The following is a 22,987-nucleotide window of genomic DNA, read 5'->3' on the forward strand; positions in this document are numbered from 1 at the left end:
ACTAATTAATATTATGAAAACGGGGGCTTGTATTTCTATATATGCAGGCCCCCGTTTCATGATGTGCCAGTCTTCTTTTATAGAAACGTGGCCTCTTCTTTCATACATATGAAATCCGGATTACTTTTTTGTATGTTCTGTTGCTGTCGGAATTTGCTCTGTGGTTACCGGTGTTTGCTGTGTGCTGTCTGGTACGGTGGGGCGCAGGGGGATCAGAGGATATTTCTTCCGTCGCCGGAAAATATCGGAGAAGCGGGTAAAGTCTTTCTTATACATGATACCTACGCCCTGTGTTGTCAGGGCTTGTTTTAGAATCATATACATGTCGTTGGCATGGTTGTAGGCTTTCAGGCGGATATCACCGCTGGGCGTCAGCAGATATTCGAGGTCGAATTCACCGATGAAGGCATTCTTCTGATTGTTGATCGTACTGTTTTTGTACCCGAAGTTTCCGTTGAATATGAGGCGGTTGTTTAGTAATTGGCTGGACAGCAGCATTTCTACTTCCGTATCTTCGATACCGTCCTGGCTGGTCCGGATATTTGTACCGAGTTGCACTTTGTCGGTGAAGCTATTCATGATACTGGATATTTGGGAAGAAAGGGCGGATGAGGCCACTGCGCTGAAATCGTTCGATTTATATTGCGCATTGTATTCCGGCGTATAGAATTTGTTCAGAACCAGCAGATAGATAATTTGCCGGGTCATCATGTCTTCTGTATCAACCAGACTTTTGACCTGCCGTTGGAGCTCTTCGTTGGAGCTCGGCAGTTCGAGGTCGAACGAAATGGTTGGGTTCCTCAGCACACCGTCTAATTTCAATACGCAATTGACCGGCGTATTGCGTCGGGAGCTTTCGTACGTCAGACTGGGATCCAGGTCTTGTATGTTGGCTGTTACGTTATAGATGGCATTTACATTCATCGTTGCCTCGAAGGGATCTCCCCGGAAGTTGATAATACTGCCATCCCGTATCTTGAAGTTTTTATGGATGAGTTGTTGTAGGCTGAAATTATAGTTTCCTTGTACGATCCCGATGTTTCCATACATGCGCAAGTCGGTTTTCGTCCCGTACTGTATCTGGAGGCTTCCGTTGCAGTTACCTGTTATTTTATCGCCTGCGACCGGATCCATAATCAGCTCTATATCGGCATCCGGTGTGATGTCGAGAAGGAAGTTCATGCGCAATTCCGCCCCTTCGTCTTCGTTTTTGAAGATAAGAGGTTTAATGGAATCGACCGGTTTGGTAAGTGCCATTTCCCGCAATTCTTTTTTATTCACGAAAGTGATGAAATCATATTCTGCCGCGGAAGAGTTGTTCATGAAGTCGAGTTTGACGGATGTCTTGGGATCACTTCGCATATTGATATCGAAGTTGATCAATTGCCCGTTCCCTTTTATGGAGGCTGTTCCGGTTCCGAAAACGGTTCCGAATATCAGCGGATTCTGCTTTTGAGGCGCATCGAATACCAACATATTGTTTGTCTGGACTCCTACATCGAAGCTGACATCTTTGAAATGTTTGTGATTGACGGTCAGATTAACCTTTGCCGAGTTGCCGAATTTGTCATGCACCGTTACGTTGCGTCCGATGATCGCCCCCGGTGTCAGATGGATGGAGTCGGAGAAAGTGTAGTAGGTGTTCAGATATTCGATACCCAGCCCACCATCGAGAACAAAGGCGTCCCCCTCTACATTCAACGCCTTGAACGGCCCGTGCAGATGGATATTCCCGAAGCCCCGTCCTTGCATGTTCTTAGCGATATTTTCGACGAAAGGATGCAGGAAAGCCAAGTTCAGGTCGTTTGCCCCGAAGAAGAGGGAAAGGCCTGCGTTTTTGCCGACCGGATAGACATAGCCGCTCACATCAGTCCAAGTCGTATCGTTCTTGTAGATGCTGCCTAACATCAGAATGCCTTTTTGCTGGTCGTCCCATTCGCTAAAAAGGTTGAGGCGTCCTAATTGTACTTGGTTGAACGAGAAGTTTTGTACTTCGAGATCGGTGTTTAGCATCCGACTGCCGTAGAGGTCGGTAATGTTGAAGGTTCCGGTAGCCTTTCCGGCAAATTGAAGTACTGGGATATTCAGAATGTCAAAGATATAGCTCAGTTCTACTTGTTTCAGATCCAGTAACAGTGTATCGGCCGGATCTTTTGAAACTGTTCCTTCCATGTGGAGATATTCGGTGCCGTTGGAGACGGAAAAGTCTTGTATCCCAATCTTGCCGTCTGCAATGGTGATAGTAGACGGGGCTATGTGCCAGGTGGAATCGTTCAGGATCAGCGGACTCTCGTTCAGCGAGATTTCCGTACGCAGTTTGGCCGGCCCTTTTTCCTGTTCTTCCTCGATGAAGAGTGTGGAGGCGGAGAGGTCTGCTTTAAACAAGCGTTCTTTGTTGTTGGCCCAGCTGATCTGCGTCTGTATCCGGTTGTCTTTGGCATCGGCTTTCAGGTCCATATAGTTGCGCAATCCTTTGGCATTGTAGTTGGTTGCCTTGAGCTTCAAGTTTACCCTGTCTTCCGGGTTGTCACAGGTCAGATAGCCGGATTCGAACATGGACTTGCCGATGTTGAATTTAGGCAGATAGGCCTCGAAGCGGAAGCGGTTGTACAGGTTATTGTAATGTCCTGTGATACGTCCTTGGGTCAACATCGTAAAAGGCAGTTTCAGGGTGTTGGATATGGCTTCCGTATTTTCGATAGTCAGCAAGAGGGAGAAATTGTTTTCCATCACCTTCTGTTTCTTTTGCGTGACGTTGATCAGAGCCGGGATATACCCCTTTAATGTTTGCATAAGGCTGGGAACGATTGTCGTGAAGGAATAAGCACCCGTCACTTCGCCGTTCAAGACGTCGGAGGTGATGGCCAGATGACGGTCCAGTGAATGCCCCGTAGCCTCTACCTTGAACTTTTTCAGGAAAAAGCTGTCTGGCTTGGTCTTGAAGGAGAGGCTGTCAAGCGTAATGCTCCCTTCTAGGTTGTCGATATTGTTTCCCGTGAAGTCGGCATTCAGTGTGCAGGAGATATCCGGAGCCTCGTATTTATTCGTCAGATGGAGGCTGTCCGGATGGAAATGTTCCAGACGTGAAGTGAAGTTGAACATAGAATTTTTGCCTTCATGCAGGAATAGCCCTTCGGCATACAGTTTGCCGTTCGGATCGTTGATGTCCAACACTCCGTTGAACCCGTTTTTCTGGAAATTACCTGACAGGAGTATGTTTTCATATTTGTAGCCTTTGTATTCGAACTCGTCTATATTCGCCTTTATGTTACCTGAAAACGACCCGTTGGCAGGACGGTGTGTGTCCAGCGTAACGGCTAACTTGGCTGTTCCATACGGATTACCGTCCGGAAAAAGTTCATTCAGGTGCAAGGGGGAAGTCGAAAGGTGTCCTTTCAGGTAGGCGGCGATATTCTTCTCCTTGTCGTTTCCGAATATCAGGTCGGTCTGGACGGAACCGATCGCCGACGAGAACTTGCCGAAAGCGACCAGGTTGTCGAAGAAACCGGATATCTCTCCGGTAAAGTTGATCGTGCCTAACTTGACGATCGCATCCGGCAGCTTGACTGGGCGTTCGTTGAAGTTGTTAGCAAGGCCCGAAATTCCTTCGGTCGTGATATACATCTTATTGACTTGTCCGAAGATATAGGCGTCTTCCGGGTGTGTTATTCCTTTCATCTCCATCTTGCCGACAAAAAGCATCTTGTCGCTGTATTTCAGTGTCAGCCGTTTCAAGCCGATATTGTTTATGTAGCCCGATGCCTCGGCCGAAAGTTCGATGGTTTCCGAGAAGTTGCGGAATGCCGGGACGAAAGCGGAGAGGTCTTTCAGGCAAATTTGCGAAGGTGCGATATTCAGTTCGACTGGCGAATGATCCAGTAAATCGGATGCACTAACTGCTTCTCCGGTATGGATATGGGCGCGGTCTATTTTAAGATCTGTTTCTGGCAGCTTGATTTCAAAGTTGTTAATGATCGCGCTGTCTTTGTTGGCTACGATGTTGAGCGAAAGCTTGTTCAGCGAAAAGCCCGAAGCCTCGTCGAAACTCATCTTCTTGATATTGGCATTGAGGCTGTCCTTGTTGAATGCCTTCATAGAGATTTTGGCACTTATATTGCGGATGTCAATATGCTTGGCATTGAACTTTCCGGGGGTAGTGGCTGCATTCTTCACATCGTAACGGAAATTTCCCCGGCGTATTAAGATCGAGTTGAAACGCAGGTCGATATTGGATTGCTTTTTTACGGTGTCTTTGCTGGCGAAAGCATCGATGACGAATTGCAGGTTCAACTTATCTGCCGGCGTTTCCTTATGCAAGTTGACGGAGAAACCGAACAGGCGGACTGTCGAGAATACGATCCTGCCGTTTAACAAAGGCAGGATTTCGAAACCTGCCGACACATGGTTGGCATCGAACAGTACGGTTCCGCTTTCATCTTCGAGATACAGATTTTCCAGTACCAGGCGGTTGAACCATTCGATGTCTACATTCCCGATCCGTACGGGCACACCTAAACACTCGGATAATTCTCTCGTTGCCGTTGTTGCCACTTTTTGCTGCACATAGGGAATGCGCAATAAGATGGCCGGAGTTGCATAGAATATCCAGAACAGAGTGAGCAGGGTGACAATTATGTATTTAAGTCCTTTGATATCTTTACTATAATTTAAGCACAAAACTACAACAATATCCCGATAGATTTCGTTAATTTGCACAAAAATTAAAACGAAGATATGAGTGTGACAATCTTAGGAATCGAATCATCGTGTGATGATACTTCCTCATCTGTAATACGCGACGGCGTGATGTTGTCGAATGTAATTGCCAGTCAAGCTGTTCACGAAGCCTACGGCGGTGTTGTTCCCGAATTGGCTTCCCGCGCACATCAACAGAACATTATTCCGGTGGTTGCCGAAGCGATCAAGCGTGCCGGTATCGATAAATCCGAATTGAGTGCCGTTGCTTTCACCCGTGGGCCAGGTTTGATGGGATCGTTGTTGGTCGGAACTTCTTTTGCCAAAGGTTTGGCGGCTTCGTTGGATATCCCGATGATCGAGATCAACCATTTGCAGGCGCATGTGTTGGCCCATTTCATCAAGGAGACGCCGGAAGACGATCATGCTCCTTCGTTCCCGTTCCTTTGCCTGTTGGTATCAGGTGGGAACTCGCAGATTATCAAGGTGAATGCTTACAACGATATGGAAGTGATCGGGCAGACGATCGACGATGCTGCCGGTGAAGCGTTCGACAAATGTGCGAAGGTGATGGGGCTGGGGTATCCTGGGGGACCTGTCGTGAATCGCCTTGCCAACGAAGGAAACCCGAAGGCTTTTACATTTAGCAAACCGCATATCCCCGGTTACGACTATAGTTTCAGTGGGCTGAAAACCTCTTTCCTTTATACCTTGCGTGATAAACTACAGGAGGAACCTGATTTTATCGAAAAGAACAAGCAGGATCTTTGTGCCTCTTTGCAAGCGACGGTGATCGATATCCTGATGAACAAATTGCGCCGGGCGGCGAAAGATTTGGGCATTAAGGAGGTTGCCGTAGCTGGTGGCGTATCGGCCAATTCCGGCTTGCGGGATGCATTTCTTGACCATGCGAAACGTTTTGGCTGGAAGGTGCATATCCCGAAATTCTCTTTCACGACGGACAATGCGGCAATGGTTGCCATAACGGGGTATTACAAATATCTCGACAAGCAATTTTGCCCGATGGATGCGGCTCCCTTTGCAAGGGTAGAGGTGAAACTAAGGTAACATGTTGGTCGTTTCATGGGCATGAAACAAAAGTTTCCCCTGCATGAAACAAAAGTTTCCTACAGGGGAAACTTTTTATGAGATATAGGAACAAGGTAAAGAAGATACGAATGGTTATAGAAAAAGAAATAGGCGAGTTGCTTCGTTCCCGCCATCTGACGATGGGAACGGCTGAAAGTTGTACCGGCGGATATATTGCACATCTGATTACACGTGTGGCTGGCAGTTCAGATTACTTTTGTGGAGGAGTCGTTTCCTACAGCAATGAAGTGAAGCACCATGTTTTAGGCGTTTCGGAAGATAGCTTGGTTCAGTACGGGGCAGTCAGTCGTCCGGTCGTCGAGCAGATGGCGTTAGGAGCGATCCGTGTGTTAGGTTGCGACTGTGCGGTTGCCACTTCCGGCATTGCCGGTCCCGGTGGAGGTACGCCGGAAAAGCCGGTCGGAACTGTCTGGATTGCTGCCGCCTTGAAAGACATGGTCGTATCAGAATGCTGTCATTTCGGGACAGAGCGTGAAGATAATATCCGGTTGGCGGCGAATACGGCGTTGAGGATGCTGCAGCAGTTGCTATAAAATATGTTTCTCATATTTATTGGCCTTTAGCTGTGAAACATCCTGTATAAAACATCCGGTTGTTTTCTCGTGCCGTTTGGTTGGACACTTTAAATTGCGGAAAGGCCTGTTCCAGCCTTAGCACCAATGTGTCGCCTAAAGATGTATATAAACTGTCGGCGGTCGAATTATAGGGAAGACTGCCGAAATAGCAAAGATGATTTTCATTCATGAAAAGATCGGCGCCTAACCAACCTTTTCGGATACCCCATTCGGTTGAATCGGGGAGGGAAACATAGAGGTCGAGACTGTCCGATTGTACCATCAGGTTCAACGGGGCGTTTTTGTCGAATGACTTGCGCAGGCGGTCTTGGTCGGGTAGCAGGTAACTTTGCCGGTTTCGTTGGATTTGGGCGACTTCTTCGAGTAGTTTCTTGCTGTAACTTGCCACCCATATGCCCTCGTGTTGATAATAACCGAAAAAACGGTTTCCGGTATCCGGGTAATAGGTAAAAGTGATGCCGTCCCTTTTTTGTTTCTGCGGAGCGAACGAGCCGAAAGCCTTTTGCAATGTGTTTTTCTCTATCCGGCCGACGAGGTTGTTTCCCGCTTGTGCATAAAGGATAACTCCCTGTGGATGGAAAGATAGAAGTAACCACGGGATATTCCGGTTGTTTTGGATGATGGAAAGGTAGATATCCGGAATCTTCGAGGCGAAAGCATCCCGTTCCGAGTCTCGGGATAAGATATATTTGGTGAAAGCGGCAGGGCGATTTACACTTAGGATCGCATCCGATGCCGGGGCGACTAAGGTATATAGATCAGTCCGCACCGTATCTTTCTCTTTTTGCATTTTGCCTAAAAAGAACCAGACTGCCACCAGTGTAGCGAGAGCAGCTATAACGAATGTCACTATTTCTCGCTTGTCAGCTTTCATTGTACGTTATGTTTTCTTGGGACTCAGGAAATATTTACACCAAGGTTTGAGACCACATTCTTCGCATTTGGGCTTGCGGGCGATACAGGTGTAACGTCCGTGCAGGATCAACCAGTGGTGGGCGATCGGGATTTGTTCCTCCGGGATATGCTTCACCAACTCCTTTTCCGTTTCCAACGGGGTTTTGCTGTTGTTTGTCAGGCCGATGCGGTTGGCTACGCGGAACACATGTGTGTCGACAGCCATTGCTGGCTTGTTGTAGACGACCGAGGCTATGACGTTTGCCGTCTTGCGGCCTACGCCGGGCAACTTTTGCAACTCGTCTATATCGGATGGTACGACACCGTCGAAATCGGACATCAGCATCTTCGCCATGCCGACTAAATGTTTTGATTTATTGTTGGGATAAGATACGCTTCGGATATATTCAAAGATCACTTCCGAAGTAGAAGCGGCCATGACTTCGGGGGTCGGAAAATCCCGGAAGAGGGCAGGAGTGATCATATTCACCCGTTTATCCGTACATTGGGCGGACAGGATCACAGCGATAAGCAATTGATATGGGTTGTCGTAATGCAGTTCCGTTTCGGCGACCGGCACATGCTCGTTGAACCAATTCAAGACTCCTTTATATCGTTCCTCTTTGCGCATATATTATTTTATTAGTGACATGAAATTTTTACCAAGAAGCAATCCTAAGAATACGGCTAACAATCCTAACACATTGCTGGCGATCAGGTTTAAAAGTGCCAACTTATATTCGCCTGTTTTCATCAGCGACATCGTATCTAGTGCAAACGAAGAGAATGTGGTAAATCCGCCGAACAGCCCGGTGAAGAGAAATACTCTTGCGCCCGCAGATAGATTACAAGTTTCGGCTATACTCCAACAGAAGCCGATGAGGAAAGAGCCGATCACATTGACCGAAAGTATCCCGAAAGGGAAGGAGTGTAGCATCGAACGCTGTACCCACGTGGAAACTCCGTAGCGGAATACGGTGCCGATTGCCCCTCCTGTTATAAGTAGTAAAACCTTTATCATACCATTTACGTTTTTAGTGTGTTTTTCCCCGGGCTGGTTAAGGACCCGGGGAAGATGGTAAATGATTTAGGTTCTCAACTTAATTGGCTGACTCAAACTGTCTCAGAAAACGGACATCGTTTTCGGAGAACATGCGTAAGTCTTTTACTTGGTATTTCAGGTTTGTTATACGCTCAATCCCCATTCCTAAAGCATAACCGGAATATACTTTGCTGTCGATACCACAGTTTTCAAGCACATTCGGGTCTACCATACCGCAACCGAGAATTTCTACCCAACCGGTTCCTTTACAGAACGGGCAGCCTTTTCCACCACAGATATTACAAGAAATATCCATTTCGGCAGAAGGTTCAGTGAACGGGAAATAAGATGGACGCAAGCGAATTTTCGTGTCTGCGCTGAACATTTCTTTGGCGAAGAACAGTAATGCCTGTTTCAAGTCGGCGAAAGAAACGTTTTTGTCCACATACAAGGCTTCTACCTGATGGAAGAAACAGTGTGCGCGATAGGAGATCGCTTCATTACGATATACACGTCCCGGACAGATAATACGGATAGGAGGCTCTTGATTCTCCATGACACGTGTTTGTACGGAAGAAGTGTGTGTACGAAGCAATACGTCCGGATTATGTTGGATAAAGAAAGTATCCTGCATGTCGCGGGCAGGGTGGTCTTCTGCAAAGTTCAAAGAAGAGAATACATGCCAGTCGTCTTCGATTTCCGGTCCTTCAGCAATGCTGAATCCTAAGCGTCCGAAGATGTCGCAGATTTCTTTCTTTACGAGTGAAAGCGGATGGCGAGTACCTAATTCAATAGGATAGGATGTACGGGTGAGGTCGATGTCATCATTCGTCGTCTGTACATTCTCAAAGCTGGCTTTCAGCTCATTAATTCTATTTTGGGTTGCCTCTTTCAGCTTGTTGAGGTGCTGGCCGACTTCACGCTTCTGATCTGCCGCTACATTGCGAAAATCATTCATCAGCAAAGATATTTCACCTTTTTTGCTGAGATATTTAATGCGTAATGCCTCCAGTTCTTCAGCGTTTGCCGCTTTCAGGTTCTCTACTTCCTTAAGCAGAGCGTTAATCTTATTGATCATTTCTAATCATTTTTATTTTCAACGTGCAAATTTACTCCTTTCTTTGAATACTGCAACCGATTACGGTGGGTTTTTTTGAAAAAAGGGAGTCAACTATTCTCTTTTTATCAGAAATTGTAAGCTACGCCGATACCTAAAATATCTTTGAACTGAACTTTGGCGCCGCGTTTTTCGCCTTCATCATTAATGGTTTTTACGTCGTTGTCGTATTTGAGCGTGGTGTTGAGTGTAGCATTGAGGTATTTGTTAATTTTCATGTTGATCAGAACATCCCAGTTCATGTCTACGTTACCGAACTGCTTATTATAAGGAATAAAAAAGTCCACGTTTATGATCTGGTTCACGTTCTCCATGATTTTTCACAAATGTAAAAAACAGGTAGCATTCGCTTTTGTTTACCCAGACTTCACAGATCAAAGTTATTATCCGTTCATCTTACCTTTTCTTTTGAGCGGCAACCGAGGGAAGAGCTTTCTAAAACGGATCAAATGACTCGTGATGTTGCTGCCCGCAATGATGATTGTCACGGCGAGAATAATTAATAATATCCCGCAACCGATCCTTGGTGTCAAGGTTTCGCCGAACACGGCAACCCCGAAAAATACAGCTGTGACCGGCTCTAGTGCTCCCAGTATGGCTGTCGGTGTCGAACCGATATACTGGACAGCACTAGTTGTACAAAGGAATGAAATGGCGGTAGGGAAGACGGCAAGCGCGATCAGGTTTCCCCAAAGATACCATTTGGCCACAATATAAAGGTCTTTCCCGAATCCGACACGGACAAAGAATAGAGATACGCCGAAAAGCAATATGTAAAAAGTCAGCGGAAGCGTAGCCACGTTTTTCAGTGTCGATTGGTTCACTCCTATTATGTAGATGGCATAGGAGAGAGCTGAAGCCATGACCAGCAAAACACCGGTGAGACTGAGTGTTGTGCCATCACCGCTTTTATAGAGCAGACCGATACCTGATAGTGCCAGTAAAATGCAAAAGACTGTTTGTAAGGTTAGTTTCTCTTTGAATACAAGTGCCATAATCAATGCGACCATGATCGGATAGACGAAAAGAAGTGTAGAAGCAATCCCGACTTCCATATAATTGTAACTTTGGAACAAAGCTAATGAAGAAAAAGCAACCAATAGCCCCATGACAATCAGTGGAACTGCTGCTTTATGTTCTATTTTGAAACTTCTCCCTCTCCCTTTAATCATCATGCCTAGTATGGGAATTGCGAACAAGTACCTGAAAAAAAGAACCGAATCAGGATCCATTCCGTCTTTATACAGTGGAAGAGCAAATAGTGGGTTAGTTCCGTAAGTCGCAGCGGCGATCGCTCCCAAAAAATATCCTTTTACCTTTGTATTCATGTCATGTAGAATTTGAGGTGCAAATGTAATAATATATATTGATCTTTTTTGTTCTGTTAAAATCTGCAATTTGTAATTTCCTGCCCTTGTATCTCTCCCTTTTGGAGGCTGGACAGGGAAGGAAGCGAAACTACAGCAGCTTACAATAATCCCTGCAAAAAGTTATTCACATTCGGATACCTATGAGAGGCAAAGGCATTTGCTTAGTCAAATAATAAAATAAATGTTTCCGGGCATTGAAATAAAAAGAGGATAAATATTGGGGGAGGATACCCGGGAACATTCTTTGTATTTAATTTATTTTGACTTTTTCCCCTGATGGGCTACGGCATCCATTAGTTTTTTGATTTTTTCCGGATCGTCGAGGAAATAATCCTTTACGAAATTCAGATTATCGTCAAACTCAAATATATACGGTACGGCAGTCGGCAGATTGAGATGTATGATTTCGTCGTCCGGAATGTTTTTTAAATATTTGATGATCCCGCGTAGGCTGTTCCCATGAGCGGCAATCAATATCTCATCGGAAGTTTCGAGTGAAGGGATTTTCCTTGTTCCAGATACTTTCCCCGTGGCGGAGCAATACTATTTTTTTCATATTCTTCTGTTTTTACATTTATATATATAACAACAGGACGAAGGCGATGGATTAGAGCTGCTTTTTCATTAATCTGTAAAAGTGGTTATATTATCTGTAATCCGTATACAGTCCGGTTATTATTATCCGTCTATTTTTGCAATTGTAAAAGCTTGTCTGGTATTTTATCGAAAAAGTAGTATATTTGCAGGCAATAATTTAAGAATCAAAAAATTGTGGGATATGCCTTTGAAGCGTTTCGGAGTCTCGTTGGAGGATAACCTGCTGGAGTCGTTGGATCAGTATGTGAGCGAGAACGGTTTCGCCAACCGTTCGCAGGCGATCCGTTTTCTGGTGGAGAAGAATGTCGCTGAAAAGAAATGGCAATGTAACCATATCGTGGCAGGTACGATCATTCTTATGTATGACCAGGTAAAAAAGGATATTACTTCCCGGATTGCCGATATTCAGCAAAATTATCAGGATGTTATCTTGTCTTCTTCCCAATATTATGTGAACCGGAATTTTTGTCTGCACATTGCAACCGTGATGGGCACAGCTTACCGTCTGACTGAGTTGTCGGACCGGTTGACTACGATAAAGGGGCTTAAGCATGGCAAGTTGGTTATGAGCCGGGCTGATTAGATATATTTTTTACCCGTATGGTGACACGAATTTTGAAAAGTGTAACACGATTAAATAACAATAGAAATTTAATACATAAAAGTGAGATATGAAAAAAGTAATTTTACTTGCTTCCGGGCTTTTGTGCAGTTCGCTGGTCTTTGCAAGCGATCCGGCTGCAATTGATAGTCTGATTAATTTACAGGGGGTTGTGATTTCAGCGAATAAGGTACAAGTGAACCGAAGCAGTGTGCCACTTACTATCTCGGTGATAGACCGGGAGCAGATCGAGGCGAGCAGCGAATCGGCATTGTTGCCGGTACTTTCCCAACATGTCCCCGGATTGTTTGTGACGCAAAAGGGAATTACCGGTTTTGGAGTTTCGGAAGGAGCGGCAGGTACGGTTAACATTCGTGGTGTCGGAAGTGGAAATAAGGTTTTAATGCTGTTCGACGGGCAACCGCAATGGGCTGGAGTGTTCGGACATTCTTTGCCTGATACCTATGTGGCTTCGGATGTAGAGCGAGTGGAAGTGATTCGTGGTCCCGGTTCTTTGCTGTATGGTTCTAACGCGATGGGAGGGGTTGTCAATATCATTACCCGTCATCATAAACAGGAAGGACGGCGTACACAGGCGCGTGTGATGTATGGCTCTTACAATACGCAAAAATATATGGTGAATAATGGTTTTAACGTAGGTAAATTCAGTAGTTTTATCTCGATAAATCACGATCGAACCGATGGGCATCGATCAAATTCGGATTTTAACATCACAAATGGTTTTGCTAATTTAGGATATGCTTTCAATGAGCATTATAAGATGACAGGTGATGTAAGCCTTGCCAAATCGAAGTTTCAAAATCCTGGTAAAACATTTGAGCCTGTTATAGACAATAAAATGAATATTTTGCGTGGAACAGCTTCTATGGCATTGGAAAATAATCAGGGTAAGATGAGCGGGGCCTTGCGCCTGTTCTATAATTGGGGAAACCATAAAATCAATGATGGTTACAATCCAGGAGAAGAGCCTTTGACTTATCTTTTTCGTTCTGACGACCACAACGTGGGAGTCCAATTGTATGAATCGTTCCGTTTGTTTAAGGGGAATAACTTTACTGTCGGTGTGGATTATAAAAACTGGGGTGGACATGCTTGGAATGACAATAATGACGGTTCAAAAAAAGAATTGGTGGATAAAACGGTGAATGAAACAGCCGGATATGCCATCATGCAACAAGAACTTTTTGGCATATTGAGCCTGAATGCCGGTGTCCGCTATGAACACAGTAGCACTTATGGAGGCGAATGGGTTCCGCAGGGAGGAGTTACGGTACGTCCGTTTGAAGGAAATACGATCCGTGCATCTGTCTCTAAAGGATTTCGTAGTCCGAATATCCGCGAAATGTATATGTGGGGAGCGGCCAATGCAGATTTGAAACCGGAGAGTATGGTAAATTATGAAGTTGCTGTCGGACAGTCTTTTTTAGGGGGCGACTTGTATACTGAGCTGACAGCTTTCTTTATCGATGGGAAAGACATGATTTATTCCGTAAGCGTGAATGGGGACGGTAGACCTCCTTATAAGAATTTGAATACAGGAACCTTTACGAATAAAGGTATAGAGTTTGAAGCTCGCTATCAGATTTGCAAGAATTTGAACTTGGATATGAACTATAGTTATCTGCACATGAGCAAACCTATTCCTGGAGCCCCTGGGCATAAGTTCTATGCAGGAGCCACCTATATGCCGGGACGTTTCACTTTGAACGTGAATATGCAGTCTGTCTTTGATTTGTATACAGATGCAGAATGCTCTAAGAAAGAGGATTTTACAACTTTGAATGCGAAAGTCGCTTATCGTTTCGGTACACGCGATAAAGGATTGAACCTCTTTGTGAAAGGAGAAAACCTGACGGCAACCCGTTACACTATTAATGATGGTTTTCCGATGCCGAAAGCGATCTTCATGGGTGGGATCGATGTCACTTTCTAAACATTTTGTATACCTTTGCGCCTTGTAACAATTAATAAAAATCATTATGTCAGTTGCAAAAAGGGATTTAGAGGATAATAGAAAGGTGACCACACATCGCCTGATAGAAATGAAACAGCGTGGGGAGAAAATTTCCATGTTGACAGCTTACGATTATTCGATGGCTCAACTGATCGATCAGGCTGGTATGGATGTCATATTGGTAGGCGATTCGGCTTCCAACGTAATGGCTGGTAATGTAACGACACTGCCGATCACGCTTGACCAAATGATCTATCATGGCAAATCGGTCGTGAAAGCGGTGAAACGTGCCTTGGTGGTGGTGGACCTGCCTTTTGGCACGTATCAAGGAAACTCAAAAGAAGCGTTGGCCTCAGCTATCCGTGTGATGAAGGAAACGCATGCGGATTGTATCAAGCTTGAAGGAGGTTCTGAAATTCGGGAATCTATCGAACGTATTCTGTGTGCGGGTATTCCTGTCATGGGACATCTGGGATTGACGCCTCAGTCTATTAATAAGTTCGGGACATATACGGTTCGTGCCCGTGAAGAAGCGGAAGCGAAGAAGCTGATCGCAGATGCTCATCTGTTGGAAGAGATCGGTTGCTTTGCAATCGTATTGGAAAAGATTCCGGCTGCTTTGGCTGCACAGGTCGCTTCCGAACTGACGATTCCGATTATCGGTATCGGTGCCGGCGGAGGAGTAGACGGACAGGTGTTGGTCATGCATGATATGTTAGGTATCAACCAGGGATTTTCTCCCCGTTTCTTGCGCCGTTATGCGAATTTGGCAGAAGATATCACCCGTGCCGTGCAGACTTATATTGAGGATGTGAAGACGCAAGATTTCCCGAACGAGAAGGAACAATATTAATAATGTGTCAGTCCCATCTGTTGATCGGTGCTGCTTCATCGGGGAGCGGGAAAACAACTTTTACACTAGGTTTGCTTCGTGCCTTGAAGAACCGTTCGTTTAAGGTGCAGCCTTTCAAATGCGGACCGGACTATATCGACACTCGTCATCATAGAATGGCTGCCGGTAATCCGTCCGTGAACTTGGATCTCTTTATGATGTCAGAGGCACACGTGCGTGATTTGTATGTCGGCTATACGGAAAAAGCGGATGTGGCGGTAACCGAAGGCGTGATGGGATTGTTTGACGGGTATGACGGTATGAAAGGGAGCTGTGCGGAAATCGCCTGTATGCTGAAAATACCGGTAGTCCTGATTGTAAATGCGAAAAGTACGGCATATTCGGTGGCTCCTTTATTGTACGGGTTTAAACAATTCAACAAGCAAGTGCAGATAGTTGGGGCTGTCTTTAATTTTGTTGCTTCCGAAAACCATTATTCTTTTTTGAAACAGGCTTGTGAAGATGCCGGAGTCGAGGCATTGGGATATCTTCCCAAGTGTGCGGATGTGGAGATCCCCAGCCGTCATTTAGGGTTGTCTCTCGATGAAGATTTCTGCTTTGAAGAGTTCGCCGACCGTGTAGCGGAACTTGTCGAAAAGCATGTAAACATCAATCGGTTGCTGGAGTTGACAAAACCGGTTGCGACAGCTGTCGTTCCTATATCCGCAGGTCGTCATATCTATAAACGTGAGCCTTCTTTCCCTATTGCGGTAGCCTGCGATCCTGCATTCAATTTTGTATATGAAGCGAATATTCGCTATCTGCATCATTTAGGGGAAGTTACGTATTTCAGTCCGTTGGCAGACACTTCTTTGCCGGATGCTGGTTTCGTGTACCTTCCCGGAGGTTATCCGGAGTTATATCTTGCTGCTTTATCGGCAAACAGGCAGATGCTTCAATCCATTCGCCGGTATGTTGAGAGTGGAGGAAAATTGTTGGCTGAATGTGGAGGCATGATGTATCTATGTGACGAGATACGAGATAAAAATGGAGATGTTTATCCGATGGCTGGCGTGTTGCACCAGTCTGCAACAATGGAGAATATGAAGTTACGCCTGGGATATCGTACCTTATTATACAACGAAACTCGTCTGAAAGGGCATGAGTTCCACTATTCCCGTCTGGTGGAACAACAGAATCCGCTTCCGTCCTGCGCTGTCGCTTATACTGCCAAAGGAGTGGAAACGGATACTCCGCTTTATCATTATAAAAATGTTTGGGCAGGATATACGCATTTGTATTGGGCGGATCCGGTCGGAAACGAATGGTTTACCAAATTTGTCATCGATGGCAATACTTGAAGTCTGTATACAAATAAATAAGAAAGATGAAAATATATACGCGTGGAGGAGATAAAGGTCGTACTGGGATTCATGGAGGCGAGCGGGTGGATAAAGATGATATCCGGATCGAAGCGAACGGGACACTGGATGAGGTGAATGCTGAAATAGGCATTATCCGTGCATTACTCCCGGCTGAACATGAATGGCAAAGCTTGCTGGGGAAAATACAAATGGAGATGATGGCGGTCATGTCACATGTGGCGACTCCATCAGCTATTCGTGATAAGAATCCGAACAAAATATCCGATGATCTGGTTCTTGTTTGTGAGGAACAGATCGATGCTTTGTCGGCAAAGATGGAGGATAACGGTTATTTTATCCTGCCTGGCGGCTCTTTGGTTTCCGCTCACTTGCAGTTGGCCCGTACGATCGTACGCCGTGCCGAACGCCGTCTGTGGACGTTGAACCGGAAAGATCCGGTTTCACCAGGGATCATGCAGTTCGTGAACCGCCTTTCCGATTTGTTTTTTACAATGGCACGCTATGAAATGTTTCGCCAGGGGAATGCGGAGGAACGTTGGCAGTCGTTTTTGTATAAGAGAAAAAAATAGAATAAGACTTGAAGATTCCATAAAGAAGCTGTTCACATTTTTGTGAATACTGAAAGAATACGTTATATTTGTACGCAAATACGAGAACGATATGTTTGTTACATTCGAAGAAGTATATTTGCGTGACCTTTACGAGAAAGGAAAGACTGATGACAAGAAGCATCGTTATCAGCCTGATGTGATAAGGCGTTATCAAAAGTGTATAGATTTTCTTTTGGATGCCAAGAAGGTAGAAGAACTTCTTTTGATAAATTCCTTGAATTATGAGATGCTGAAAGGCGATAAGGCTGGTATTTCATTTGTACGGGTGAATAATAAGTATCGAGTTGAGTTTACCGTAAGGGATTCGATAGAAGAACCGATTGTTACCGTATGTAATATAATAGAATTATCAAACCATTATAAATGATTGTAGCTATGATTACACTTCAAGGTATTGATCCTAAAATGATCGCCAATAATTTAACTCCATCCAACCCCATACATCCAGGCGAGTTGATAAAGGATGAGATAGAATATCGAGGTATCTCGCAGCGGAAATTGGCATTGCAAATGGGGGTTTCTCCGACATTGCTGAATGAAATATTGAATGGAAAGCGTTCTGTTTCGACAGAATATGCTCTTTTGTTTGAAGCGGCGCTTGGTATTGATGCAGAAGTTTGGATTCGTCAGCAAGCTCGGTATGACATGCAAATGGCAAAATCCGATACCTCTTTTTTGGAGAGATTGGCCCATATTAGAAAAATAGCGGCAGTATTATAGTAGGCACAGATTAAAATTAAGAATAGATATGACATCCGTAAAAAAATATATCGAGTCCAATAAAGACCGTTTCATCGAAGAGCTTTTCTCTTTGATCCGTATTCCATCGATAAGTGCCAAACATGAACATAAGCCTGATATGGAGGCTTGTGCAAAACGCTGGACAGAACTCTTGCTTGCAGCCGGTGCCGATAAAGCGGTTGTGATGCAGACCGAAGGCAACCCGGTTGTGTATGGGGAAAAGATGGTTTCTCCTGAGGCGCAGACCGTTTTGGTCTATTCGCACTATGACGTAATGCCCGCCGAGCCGTTTGACCTGTGGAAGAGTCGCCCGTTCGAACCCGAAATCCGGGATGGCCGTATCTGGGCGCGTGGTGCGGATGATGATAAAGGGCAGGCCATGATGCAGGTAAAAGGTTTCGAGACTGCCCTGAATCTGGATTTGCTGAAATGTAATGTGAAGTTTATCTTCGAGGGAGAAGAAGAGATCGGTTCGCCGAGCCTCGAAGCCTTCTGCCGTACACATAAAGAATTGTTGAAAGCGGATGTGATCCTGGTTTCCGATACCAGCATGGTCAGTGCCGAAACGCCATCCCTGACAACCGGACTTCGTGGGCTTGCCTATTGGGAGATCGAGGTCACGGGTCCTAACCGCGATTTGCATTCCGGGCATTTCGGTGGTGCGGTTGCCAACCCGATCAATGTGTTGTGTAAGCTGATGGCCGATATAACAGATGCTGACGGGCGCATCACAATCCCCGGTTTCTACGATGATGTGGAAGATGTTTCGCCTGCCGAACGCGAGATGATCGCCCAGATTCCATTTGATGAAGCGAAATATAAAGCGGCCATCGGTGTGGATGAGTTGTTCGGTGAAAAAGGATATTCCACGTTGGAACGCAATAGTTGCCGTCCTTCCTTCGATATCTGCGGCATCTGGGGCGGTTATATGGAAGAGGGCAGCAAGACGGTTCTTCCTTCCAAAGCATACGCCAAAGTTTCCTGCCGTTTGGTTCCGCATCAGGATCATGAGAAGATTTCGAAACTGTTTGAAGAGTACATCGCTCGTGTGGCTCCGGCTTATGTCAAGGTAAGAGTGACGCCTAAACATGGTGGACAAGGTTATGTTTGTCCGATCGATCTTCCCGCTTATAAGGCGGCAGAGGAAGCCGTTTTCGTAGCTTTTGGCAAACGTCCGTTGGCCGTGCGCCGTGGCGGAAGTATCCCTATTATCTCGACTTTCGAGCAGGTGTTGGGCATCAAGACTGTCCTGATGGGATTCGGCCTCGAACAGAATGCGATTCATTCGCCGAACGAAAGCTGTACGCTTGACTTCTTTTATAAGGGAATCGAGTCGGTAGCCGAATTTTATAAACGATTCAATTGATATGACAAATAATGAAATAGTTGTTCGTGCGCTTGCCAATACAGGCATTACTGCTCTGAACGAGATGCAGCAGGCGGTATTGGATGCCGGGACGACAAAAGACATGGTGCTGCTCAGTCCGACAGGGTCGGGCAAGACGCTGGCTTTCCTTTTGCCTTTGCTGACGACGTTGACGGATGAGGACAAAAAGATACAGGCCGTGATCATCGCTCCTTCCCGTGAGCTGGCTTTGCAGATCGAAACGGTATTGCGCTCGTTGGGGGCCGGATATAAGGTGAATTGTTGTTACGGAGGGCATCCCATCCGCACGGAGAAGAAGAGTCTCGAACATCCGCCGACGGTCCTGATCGGCACGCCGGGGCGTATCGTCGACCATCTGGAACGGGGTAATATCAATCTGGACAGTGTGCGTACGCTGATCCTTGATGAGTTCGACAAATCGCTCGAACTGGGTTTCCTTGCTGAAATGAAGGAGATTTTGGCACATCTCCCAGGCGTGCGCCGCCGGGTGCTGACTTCGGCAACGGCAGCAGTCGATATTCCTGCTTTCACTGGGATTACAGCTCCGGTACGATTGTCGTTCTTGAAAGATGTGAAGGAGTCGAAAGGACTGGCTTTGCGTGTGGTCAAGTCTCCAGTTAAGGACAAGTTGGAAACCTTGTACAAGCTTTTAGGTGAACTGAAAGGTGGTTCTGCCCTTATCTTCTGCAATTATCGGGAGACGGTAGAACGGGTGAGCAACTATCTGACCGAAATGGGTGTAGATAACGAATACTTCCACGGAGGAATGGAGCAACCGGAACGTGAACGTGCCTTGTCGCATTTCCGTAACGGCAGTGCTACCGTATTTATCTCTACTGATTTGGCCTCTCGCGGTCTTGATATTCCAGAAGTGAAGAATGTGATCCATTATCATCTTCCTGTGAGTGAAGAGGCGTACGTGCATCGTAACGGACGTACGGCTCGTATGAATGCGGAAGGGGTTGCTTATCTGATCTTGAATGCGGAAGAGACGATTCCTGAATATATCACCCGCGAGCCGGATGAGTTTTTCTTGCCGGAAGTGGCAAAGAAGCCCGTCCGTTCCGAGTGGGTGACACTGACGATCAATCGGGGGAAACGGGACAAATTGAGCAAGAAGGATGTGGTCGGCTTCCTCTTTCAGAAAGGTGGACTGGAAAAGGACGATTTAGGCATAGTCGAGATAAAGGAAAGTTGCGCTTTCGCAGCTGTCAAGCGGACTAAACTTTCCGGTTTGCTAGGGCGTATTCGGAATGAAAAGATAAAGAACATGAAAGCTAAGTTTATATGAGTATATTGATAAAAGGCGCTTTATTGGATGGTGCTGTAACTGATGTCTATATAGAGAAAAAGGAGATCAGGCAGGTAGGGACGGATCTTCAGGTACAGGCGGATCAGGTGATAGACGGAAGGCGTAAAGCCTTGATCCCTGGTTTCGTAAATGCGCATACACATGCCGCTATGACGCTTTTCCGTGGTTTTGGCGATGACATGCCGTTGATGCCCTGGCTGGAGCAGAAGATCTGGCCGAATGAAGCGAAATTGACGCGCGAGGATGTTTATTGGGGAACGAAGCTAGCTTGTCTCGAAATGATAAAAAGCGGGACGACAACGTTTTTCGATATGTATCATAAGTTCCGGGCTACGGCCGATGCTGTCGAAGAAATGGGGCTGCGTGCATTGCTTGCCGGCGTCTGTTTCGATCATTTCAAACCAGAATTGGCAGAAAAGAGCAAGCGTGAAAACGAGAAACTTGTTGTCGATGTGGAAAACTATAGCAAGCGCATACGGTATGCGGTCGGTCCCCATGCCATTTATACCGTGTCTGGCGAACTGTTACAGTGGATACATGGTTTTGCTGCCGAGCATTCCGTCCCGATTCATCTGCATTTGGCAGAGACGGAAGGCGAAGTCAGAAACTCAATCAAACAGTTCGGTTTTACTCCTGTACGTTATTTATATAAATTAGGCATATTATCCCCACGTCTGATCATTGCGCACGGTATCTATGTCGATGATGACGAGGTTCGTATGCTGGCGGATCACGGAGTGAAAGTAGTGCATAATCCGGCATCCAATATGAAGCTGGCCTCCGGCATTCAATTCAAATTTTGTGAGATGCGAAAGGCCGGTGTTACTGTCGCTTTGGGTACTGACGGTTGTTCTTCTTCCAATAATCTGGATATGATCGAGGCGATGAAACTTGCTTCGCTTTTAGGCAAGGCCTGGCGGAAAGACCCGGAGGCGATTCCAGCCAGTGAAATATTCCAGGCGGCGACGGAAGCCGGTGCTTTGGCTATCGGACTGAAAGCCGGACGGATTGCCGAAGGCTATCTGGCGGATCTCTGTCTGGTCGATTTGGATATCCCGGCTTTTACCCCGAATCATAACTTTGTCTCCAATCTCGTGTATGCAGCAAACGGCAGTTGTATCGATACCGTTATCTGTGATGGTAAAATCCTGATGCAAGACAAAAAGGTTCCGGGCGAGGAGGAGATTATGGAGCATACAGCCGAACTTGCCTATAAGTTGGTAAGAGAACCGTAGGCGAGAAAACCGAAGTTCCCTCGACATGAAACCTATTCTTTTGTGACGTTGAACAATTAATTTGAATGTATATGAATACAAATGACAATACTATTTATCGGGAAGCGGTTGGTTACCTGTCGTCTCGTATTACTGGTAATCCGGAAACCGCTATTATCTTAGGCAGCGGCTTGGGGTCCCTTGCCGACCAGATCGAAGAAGCTGTGGTTATTCCCTATAGTGAGATTCCGCATTTTATGCATTCGACAGCCGCAGGACATAAAGGAAACTTCATCTGCGGCAGGTTAGGAGGGAAGCAGGTGCTTGCCATGCAGGGACGTTTCCATTATTATGAGGGCTATACCATGCAGCAAGTGACCTTCCCCGTCCGGGTGATGAAGCTTTTGGGTGTTAAGAATCTGTTGGTTTCCAATGCCGCAGGCGGTATCAATACGAGTTTCAAAGTCGGTGACCTGATGATCATACGCGATCACATCAATATGATCCCTAATCCGCTGATCGGTCCGAATGACGAACAGTTCGGAACCCGTTTCCCGGATATGACGCGCGCGTATGACCGGGAGTTTATTGGGCTTGTCGAAGAAATTGCCGCGTCCCACGGTATCTCATTGAAGAAGGGCGTATATGTCGGACTGACAGGTCCTTCTTTCGAAACTCCGGCTGAGTATGCTTTCTACGGCAGAGTCGGAGGCGACGCGATCGGAATGAGTACGGTTCCGGAGGTAATCGTGGCTCGTCATGCCGGTTTGCGTGTATTCGGTATGTCCGTGATTACAAATGAAGGCTATCATTTTGCCGATGATTTCGTCAATGACGGGGCCGATGTGATTGTCGCCGCCAATCAAGCGGCAGCGGTCATGACCATTCTCTTCCGGGAATTAGTTGCCAAGATATAAGAAGGGAAGAAGATGAAAAAGTGTTGGATTATGGGGATTGTGGGATTGGTGCTTTTTGCCGATTGTACCAATGTTGGTGCACAATACCAAGTTTGTTGAAATGCTTGATAAGAAGGACAGCATTGTCTGGCAAGAAAAATATCCGGTACAAGCCGGCATTGCTGACGGTCACATTTATATAGATAAGGAGCTGAATCCGGAAGATTACCGTATCCATGCCTATACCAGATTCTCCTTTTTGGACGATACTATCCGTCCTTTTTATCCTAAGAAGATACGTATCGTAAAGACTATAGCAGATAAAGGATATGATTCCTCCGTACCTCGCGGATACGCGAGTCGCTAAACTGACCTTTTTTCCGGAAGGAGGTAATTTGATAGAAGGGATACCTGCAAAAATGGCATTCAAGGCGTTGAACGAAAAAGGTATATATGGTATAAAAGTTTTTTCGCAAAACAACTGTCATACTATCATAAATGAATTTATATGCTTGTAAAACAGTATGTTATTCTATGATAGTTCCTGTTTTCAACTATCATTCATCTATCATAACCATGTAAGCGTCTCCGCGATGCTACCATTGTTGTTCAAACAAGAGTATTTAGCTTTGT

At 45.8% G+C, this 22,987-nt stretch carries 20 protein-coding genes and 2 pseudogenes; 14 read left to right on the plus strand and 8 right to left on the minus strand.

Annotated features, from left to right (window positions below; translation table 11 throughout):
• Positions 1-120 precede the first annotated feature (120 nt).
• Complete coding sequence (locus KTG12_RS18515; protein ID WP_371745260.1) at positions 121-4,653, minus strand: translocation/assembly module TamB domain-containing protein; 4,533 nt, start codon at positions 4,651-4,653, stop codon at positions 121-123.
• An 81-nt stretch (positions 4,654-4,734) separates the two neighbouring features.
• On the opposite strand from KTG12_RS18515, the gene tsaD reads away from it, so the two are divergent.
• On the plus strand, positions 4,735-5,763 hold the full coding sequence (gene tsaD / locus KTG12_RS18520; protein WP_055284411.1) for a tRNA (adenosine(37)-N6)-threonylcarbamoyltransferase complex transferase subunit TsaD: 1,029 nt from the start codon (positions 4,735-4,737) through the stop codon (positions 5,761-5,763).
• A gap of 110 nt (positions 5,764-5,873) precedes the next feature.
• Positions 5,874-6,338, plus strand: a complete 465-nt coding sequence (locus KTG12_RS18525) for a CinA family protein (RefSeq protein ID WP_046451446.1) — start codon at positions 5,874-5,876, stop codon at positions 6,336-6,338.
• A gap of 16 nt (positions 6,339-6,354) precedes the next feature.
• Here KTG12_RS18525 and KTG12_RS18530 read toward each other — a convergent pair whose 3' ends face one another.
• The 7 genes and pseudogenes from KTG12_RS18530 to KTG12_RS18560 form a co-directional block, all read right to left on the minus strand.
• Positions 6,355-7,254, minus strand: coding sequence for a hypothetical protein (locus KTG12_RS18530; RefSeq protein WP_005640313.1), 900 nt, complete (start codon positions 7,252-7,254; stop codon positions 6,355-6,357).
• A gap of 6 nt (positions 7,255-7,260) precedes the next feature.
• Complete coding sequence (gene nth, locus KTG12_RS18535; protein WP_005640314.1) at positions 7,261-7,905, minus strand: endonuclease III; 645 nt, start codon at positions 7,903-7,905, stop codon at positions 7,261-7,263.
• A 3-nt stretch (positions 7,906-7,908) separates the two neighbouring features.
• Positions 7,909-8,295: a fluoride efflux transporter CrcB gene (crcB, locus tag KTG12_RS18540; protein WP_005640316.1), complete on the minus strand. Its 387-nt coding sequence runs from the start codon at positions 8,293-8,295 to the stop codon at positions 7,909-7,911.
• Positions 8,296-8,374: 79 nt separating this feature from the next.
• The gene (gene pheS / locus KTG12_RS18545; protein WP_005642298.1) at positions 8,375-9,394 is read right to left on the minus strand and encodes a phenylalanine--tRNA ligase subunit alpha; all 1,020 of its coding nucleotides are present in this window, start codon (positions 9,392-9,394) and stop codon (positions 8,375-8,377) included.
• Between the two features lie 107 nt (positions 9,395-9,501).
• Positions 9,502-9,750, minus strand: a pseudogene (locus KTG12_RS18550) (hypothetical protein); the annotation flags it as partial.
• 66 nt (positions 9,751-9,816) lie between these two features.
• Positions 9,817-10,761 (minus strand): DMT family transporter, encoded by a 945-nt coding sequence (locus KTG12_RS18555; RefSeq protein ID WP_119215827.1) that lies wholly within the window; start codon positions 10,759-10,761, stop codon positions 9,817-9,819.
• Between the two features lie 297 nt (positions 10,762-11,058).
• A pseudogene (locus KTG12_RS18560) lies at positions 11,059-11,304 on the minus strand (2,3-bisphosphoglycerate-dependent phosphoglycerate mutase); the annotation flags it as partial.
• 277 nt (positions 11,305-11,581) lie between these two features.
• Here KTG12_RS18560 and nikR point away from each other — a divergent pair.
• From nikR to KTG12_RS18620, 12 genes are all read left to right on the plus strand, one after another.
• A complete protein-coding gene (gene nikR, locus KTG12_RS18565; protein WP_005650287.1) occupies positions 11,582-11,983 on the plus strand; it encodes a nickel-responsive transcriptional regulator NikR in 402 nt (133 codons plus the stop codon).
• An 88-nt stretch (positions 11,984-12,071) separates the two neighbouring features.
• Positions 12,072-13,955, plus strand: a complete 1,884-nt coding sequence (locus KTG12_RS18570; protein ID WP_005642305.1) for a TonB-dependent siderophore receptor — start codon at positions 12,072-12,074, stop codon at positions 13,953-13,955.
• Positions 13,956-14,001: 46 nt separating this feature from the next.
• Positions 14,002-14,829 (plus strand): 3-methyl-2-oxobutanoate hydroxymethyltransferase, encoded by an 828-nt coding sequence (gene panB, locus KTG12_RS18575; RefSeq protein WP_005642306.1) that lies wholly within the window; start codon positions 14,002-14,004, stop codon positions 14,827-14,829.
• A 2-nt stretch (positions 14,830-14,831) separates the two neighbouring features.
• Positions 14,832-16,169 carry a cobyrinate a,c-diamide synthase gene (locus tag KTG12_RS18580; RefSeq protein WP_122116543.1) on the plus strand — a complete coding sequence of 446 codons (1,338 nt, stop codon included), beginning with the start codon at positions 14,832-14,834 and terminating at the stop codon, positions 16,167-16,169.
• A 26-nt stretch (positions 16,170-16,195) separates the two neighbouring features.
• On the plus strand, positions 16,196-16,762 hold the full coding sequence (locus KTG12_RS18585) for a cob(I)yrinic acid a,c-diamide adenosyltransferase (protein ID WP_005640330.1): 567 nt from the start codon (positions 16,196-16,198) through the stop codon (positions 16,760-16,762).
• Positions 16,763-16,853: 91 nt separating this feature from the next.
• On the plus strand, positions 16,854-17,171 hold the full coding sequence (locus tag KTG12_RS18590; RefSeq protein WP_122116544.1) for a type II toxin-antitoxin system RelE/ParE family toxin: 318 nt from the start codon (positions 16,854-16,856) through the stop codon (positions 17,169-17,171).
• A gap of 8 nt (positions 17,172-17,179) precedes the next feature.
• The gene (locus KTG12_RS18595) at positions 17,180-17,524 is read left to right on the plus strand and encodes a HigA family addiction module antitoxin (RefSeq protein ID WP_008155531.1); all 345 of its coding nucleotides are present in this window, start codon (positions 17,180-17,182) and stop codon (positions 17,522-17,524) included.
• Between the two features lie 28 nt (positions 17,525-17,552).
• Entirely contained in the window at positions 17,553-18,911 is a 1,359-nt protein-coding gene (locus KTG12_RS18600) for a dipeptidase (protein ID WP_122121859.1), read from the plus strand.
• A gap of 1 nt (position 18,912) precedes the next feature.
• Entirely contained in the window at positions 18,913-20,223 is a 1,311-nt protein-coding gene (locus KTG12_RS18605) for a DEAD/DEAH box helicase (RefSeq protein WP_122131699.1), read from the plus strand.
• Positions 20,220-21,479, plus strand: coding sequence for an amidohydrolase family protein (locus KTG12_RS18610; protein ID WP_055284420.1), 1,260 nt, complete (start codon positions 20,220-20,222; stop codon positions 21,477-21,479). Before KTG12_RS18605 ends, KTG12_RS18610 begins: the two co-directional genes overlap by 4 nt.
• Before the next feature lie 71 nt (positions 21,480-21,550).
• Positions 21,551-22,375, plus strand: a complete 825-nt coding sequence (locus KTG12_RS18615) for a purine nucleoside phosphorylase I, inosine and guanosine-specific (RefSeq protein ID WP_155144344.1) — start codon at positions 21,551-21,553, stop codon at positions 22,373-22,375.
• 100 nt (positions 22,376-22,475) lie between these two features.
• Positions 22,476-22,721 carry a hypothetical protein gene (locus tag KTG12_RS18620; RefSeq protein WP_155144342.1) on the plus strand — a complete coding sequence of 82 codons (246 nt, stop codon included), beginning with the start codon at positions 22,476-22,478 and terminating at the stop codon, positions 22,719-22,721.
• The last annotated feature ends 266 nt before the right edge of the window (positions 22,722-22,987 follow it).

The sequence above is a fragment of the Parabacteroides sp. MSK.9.14 genome (assembly GCF_019041495.1).
In the GTDB taxonomy this organism is placed as follows: Bacteria; Bacteroidota; Bacteroidia; order Bacteroidales; family Tannerellaceae; genus Parabacteroides; species Parabacteroides merdae.

Bases quoted from the DNA above. Each gene is read 5' to 3' on its own strand.
- KTG12_RS18610 (WP_055284420.1), top strand. From the start codon at position 20,220: ATGAGTATATTGATAAAAGGCGCTTTATTGGATGGTGCTGTAACTGAT.
- KTG12_RS18525 (WP_046451446.1), top strand. From the start codon at position 5,874: ATGGTTATAGAAAAAGAAATAGGCGAGTTGCTTCGTTCCCGCCATCTG.
- KTG12_RS18570 (WP_005642305.1), top strand. From the start codon at position 12,072: ATGAAAAAAGTAATTTTACTTGCTTCCGGGCTTTTGTGCAGTTCGCTG.
- KTG12_RS18620 (WP_155144342.1), top strand. From the start codon at position 22,476: ATGCTTGATAAGAAGGACAGCATTGTCTGGCAAGAAAAATATCCGGTA.
- pheS (WP_005642298.1), bottom strand. From the start codon at position 9,394: ATGATCAATAAGATTAACGCTCTGCTTAAGGAAGTAGAGAACCTGAAA.
- KTG12_RS18555 (WP_119215827.1), bottom strand. From the start codon at position 10,761: ATGAATACAAAGGTAAAAGGATATTTTTTGGGAGCGATCGCCGCTGCG.
- nikR (WP_005650287.1), top strand. From the start codon at position 11,582: ATGCCTTTGAAGCGTTTCGGAGTCTCGTTGGAGGATAACCTGCTGGAG.
- KTG12_RS18595 (WP_008155531.1), top strand. From the start codon at position 17,180: ATGATTACACTTCAAGGTATTGATCCTAAAATGATCGCCAATAATTTA.
- nth (WP_005640314.1), bottom strand. From the start codon at position 7,905: ATGCGCAAAGAGGAACGATATAAAGGAGTCTTGAATTGGTTCAACGAG.
- tsaD (WP_055284411.1), top strand. From the start codon at position 4,735: ATGAGTGTGACAATCTTAGGAATCGAATCATCGTGTGATGATACTTCC.
- panB (WP_005642306.1), top strand. From the start codon at position 14,002: ATGTCAGTTGCAAAAAGGGATTTAGAGGATAATAGAAAGGTGACCACA.
- KTG12_RS18615 (WP_155144344.1), top strand. From the start codon at position 21,551: ATGAATACAAATGACAATACTATTTATCGGGAAGCGGTTGGTTACCTG.
- KTG12_RS18580 (WP_122116543.1), top strand. From the start codon at position 14,832: ATGTGTCAGTCCCATCTGTTGATCGGTGCTGCTTCATCGGGGAGCGGG.
- crcB (WP_005640316.1), bottom strand. From the start codon at position 8,295: ATGATAAAGGTTTTACTACTTATAACAGGAGGGGCAATCGGCACCGTA.
- KTG12_RS18585 (WP_005640330.1), top strand. From the start codon at position 16,196: ATGAAAATATATACGCGTGGAGGAGATAAAGGTCGTACTGGGATTCAT.
- KTG12_RS18530 (WP_005640313.1), bottom strand. From the start codon at position 7,254: ATGAAAGCTGACAAGCGAGAAATAGTGACATTCGTTATAGCTGCTCTC.
- KTG12_RS18600 (WP_122121859.1), top strand. From the start codon at position 17,553: ATGACATCCGTAAAAAAATATATCGAGTCCAATAAAGACCGTTTCATC.
- KTG12_RS18590 (WP_122116544.1), top strand. From the start codon at position 16,854: ATGTTTGTTACATTCGAAGAAGTATATTTGCGTGACCTTTACGAGAAA.
- KTG12_RS18605 (WP_122131699.1), top strand. From the start codon at position 18,913: ATGACAAATAATGAAATAGTTGTTCGTGCGCTTGCCAATACAGGCATT.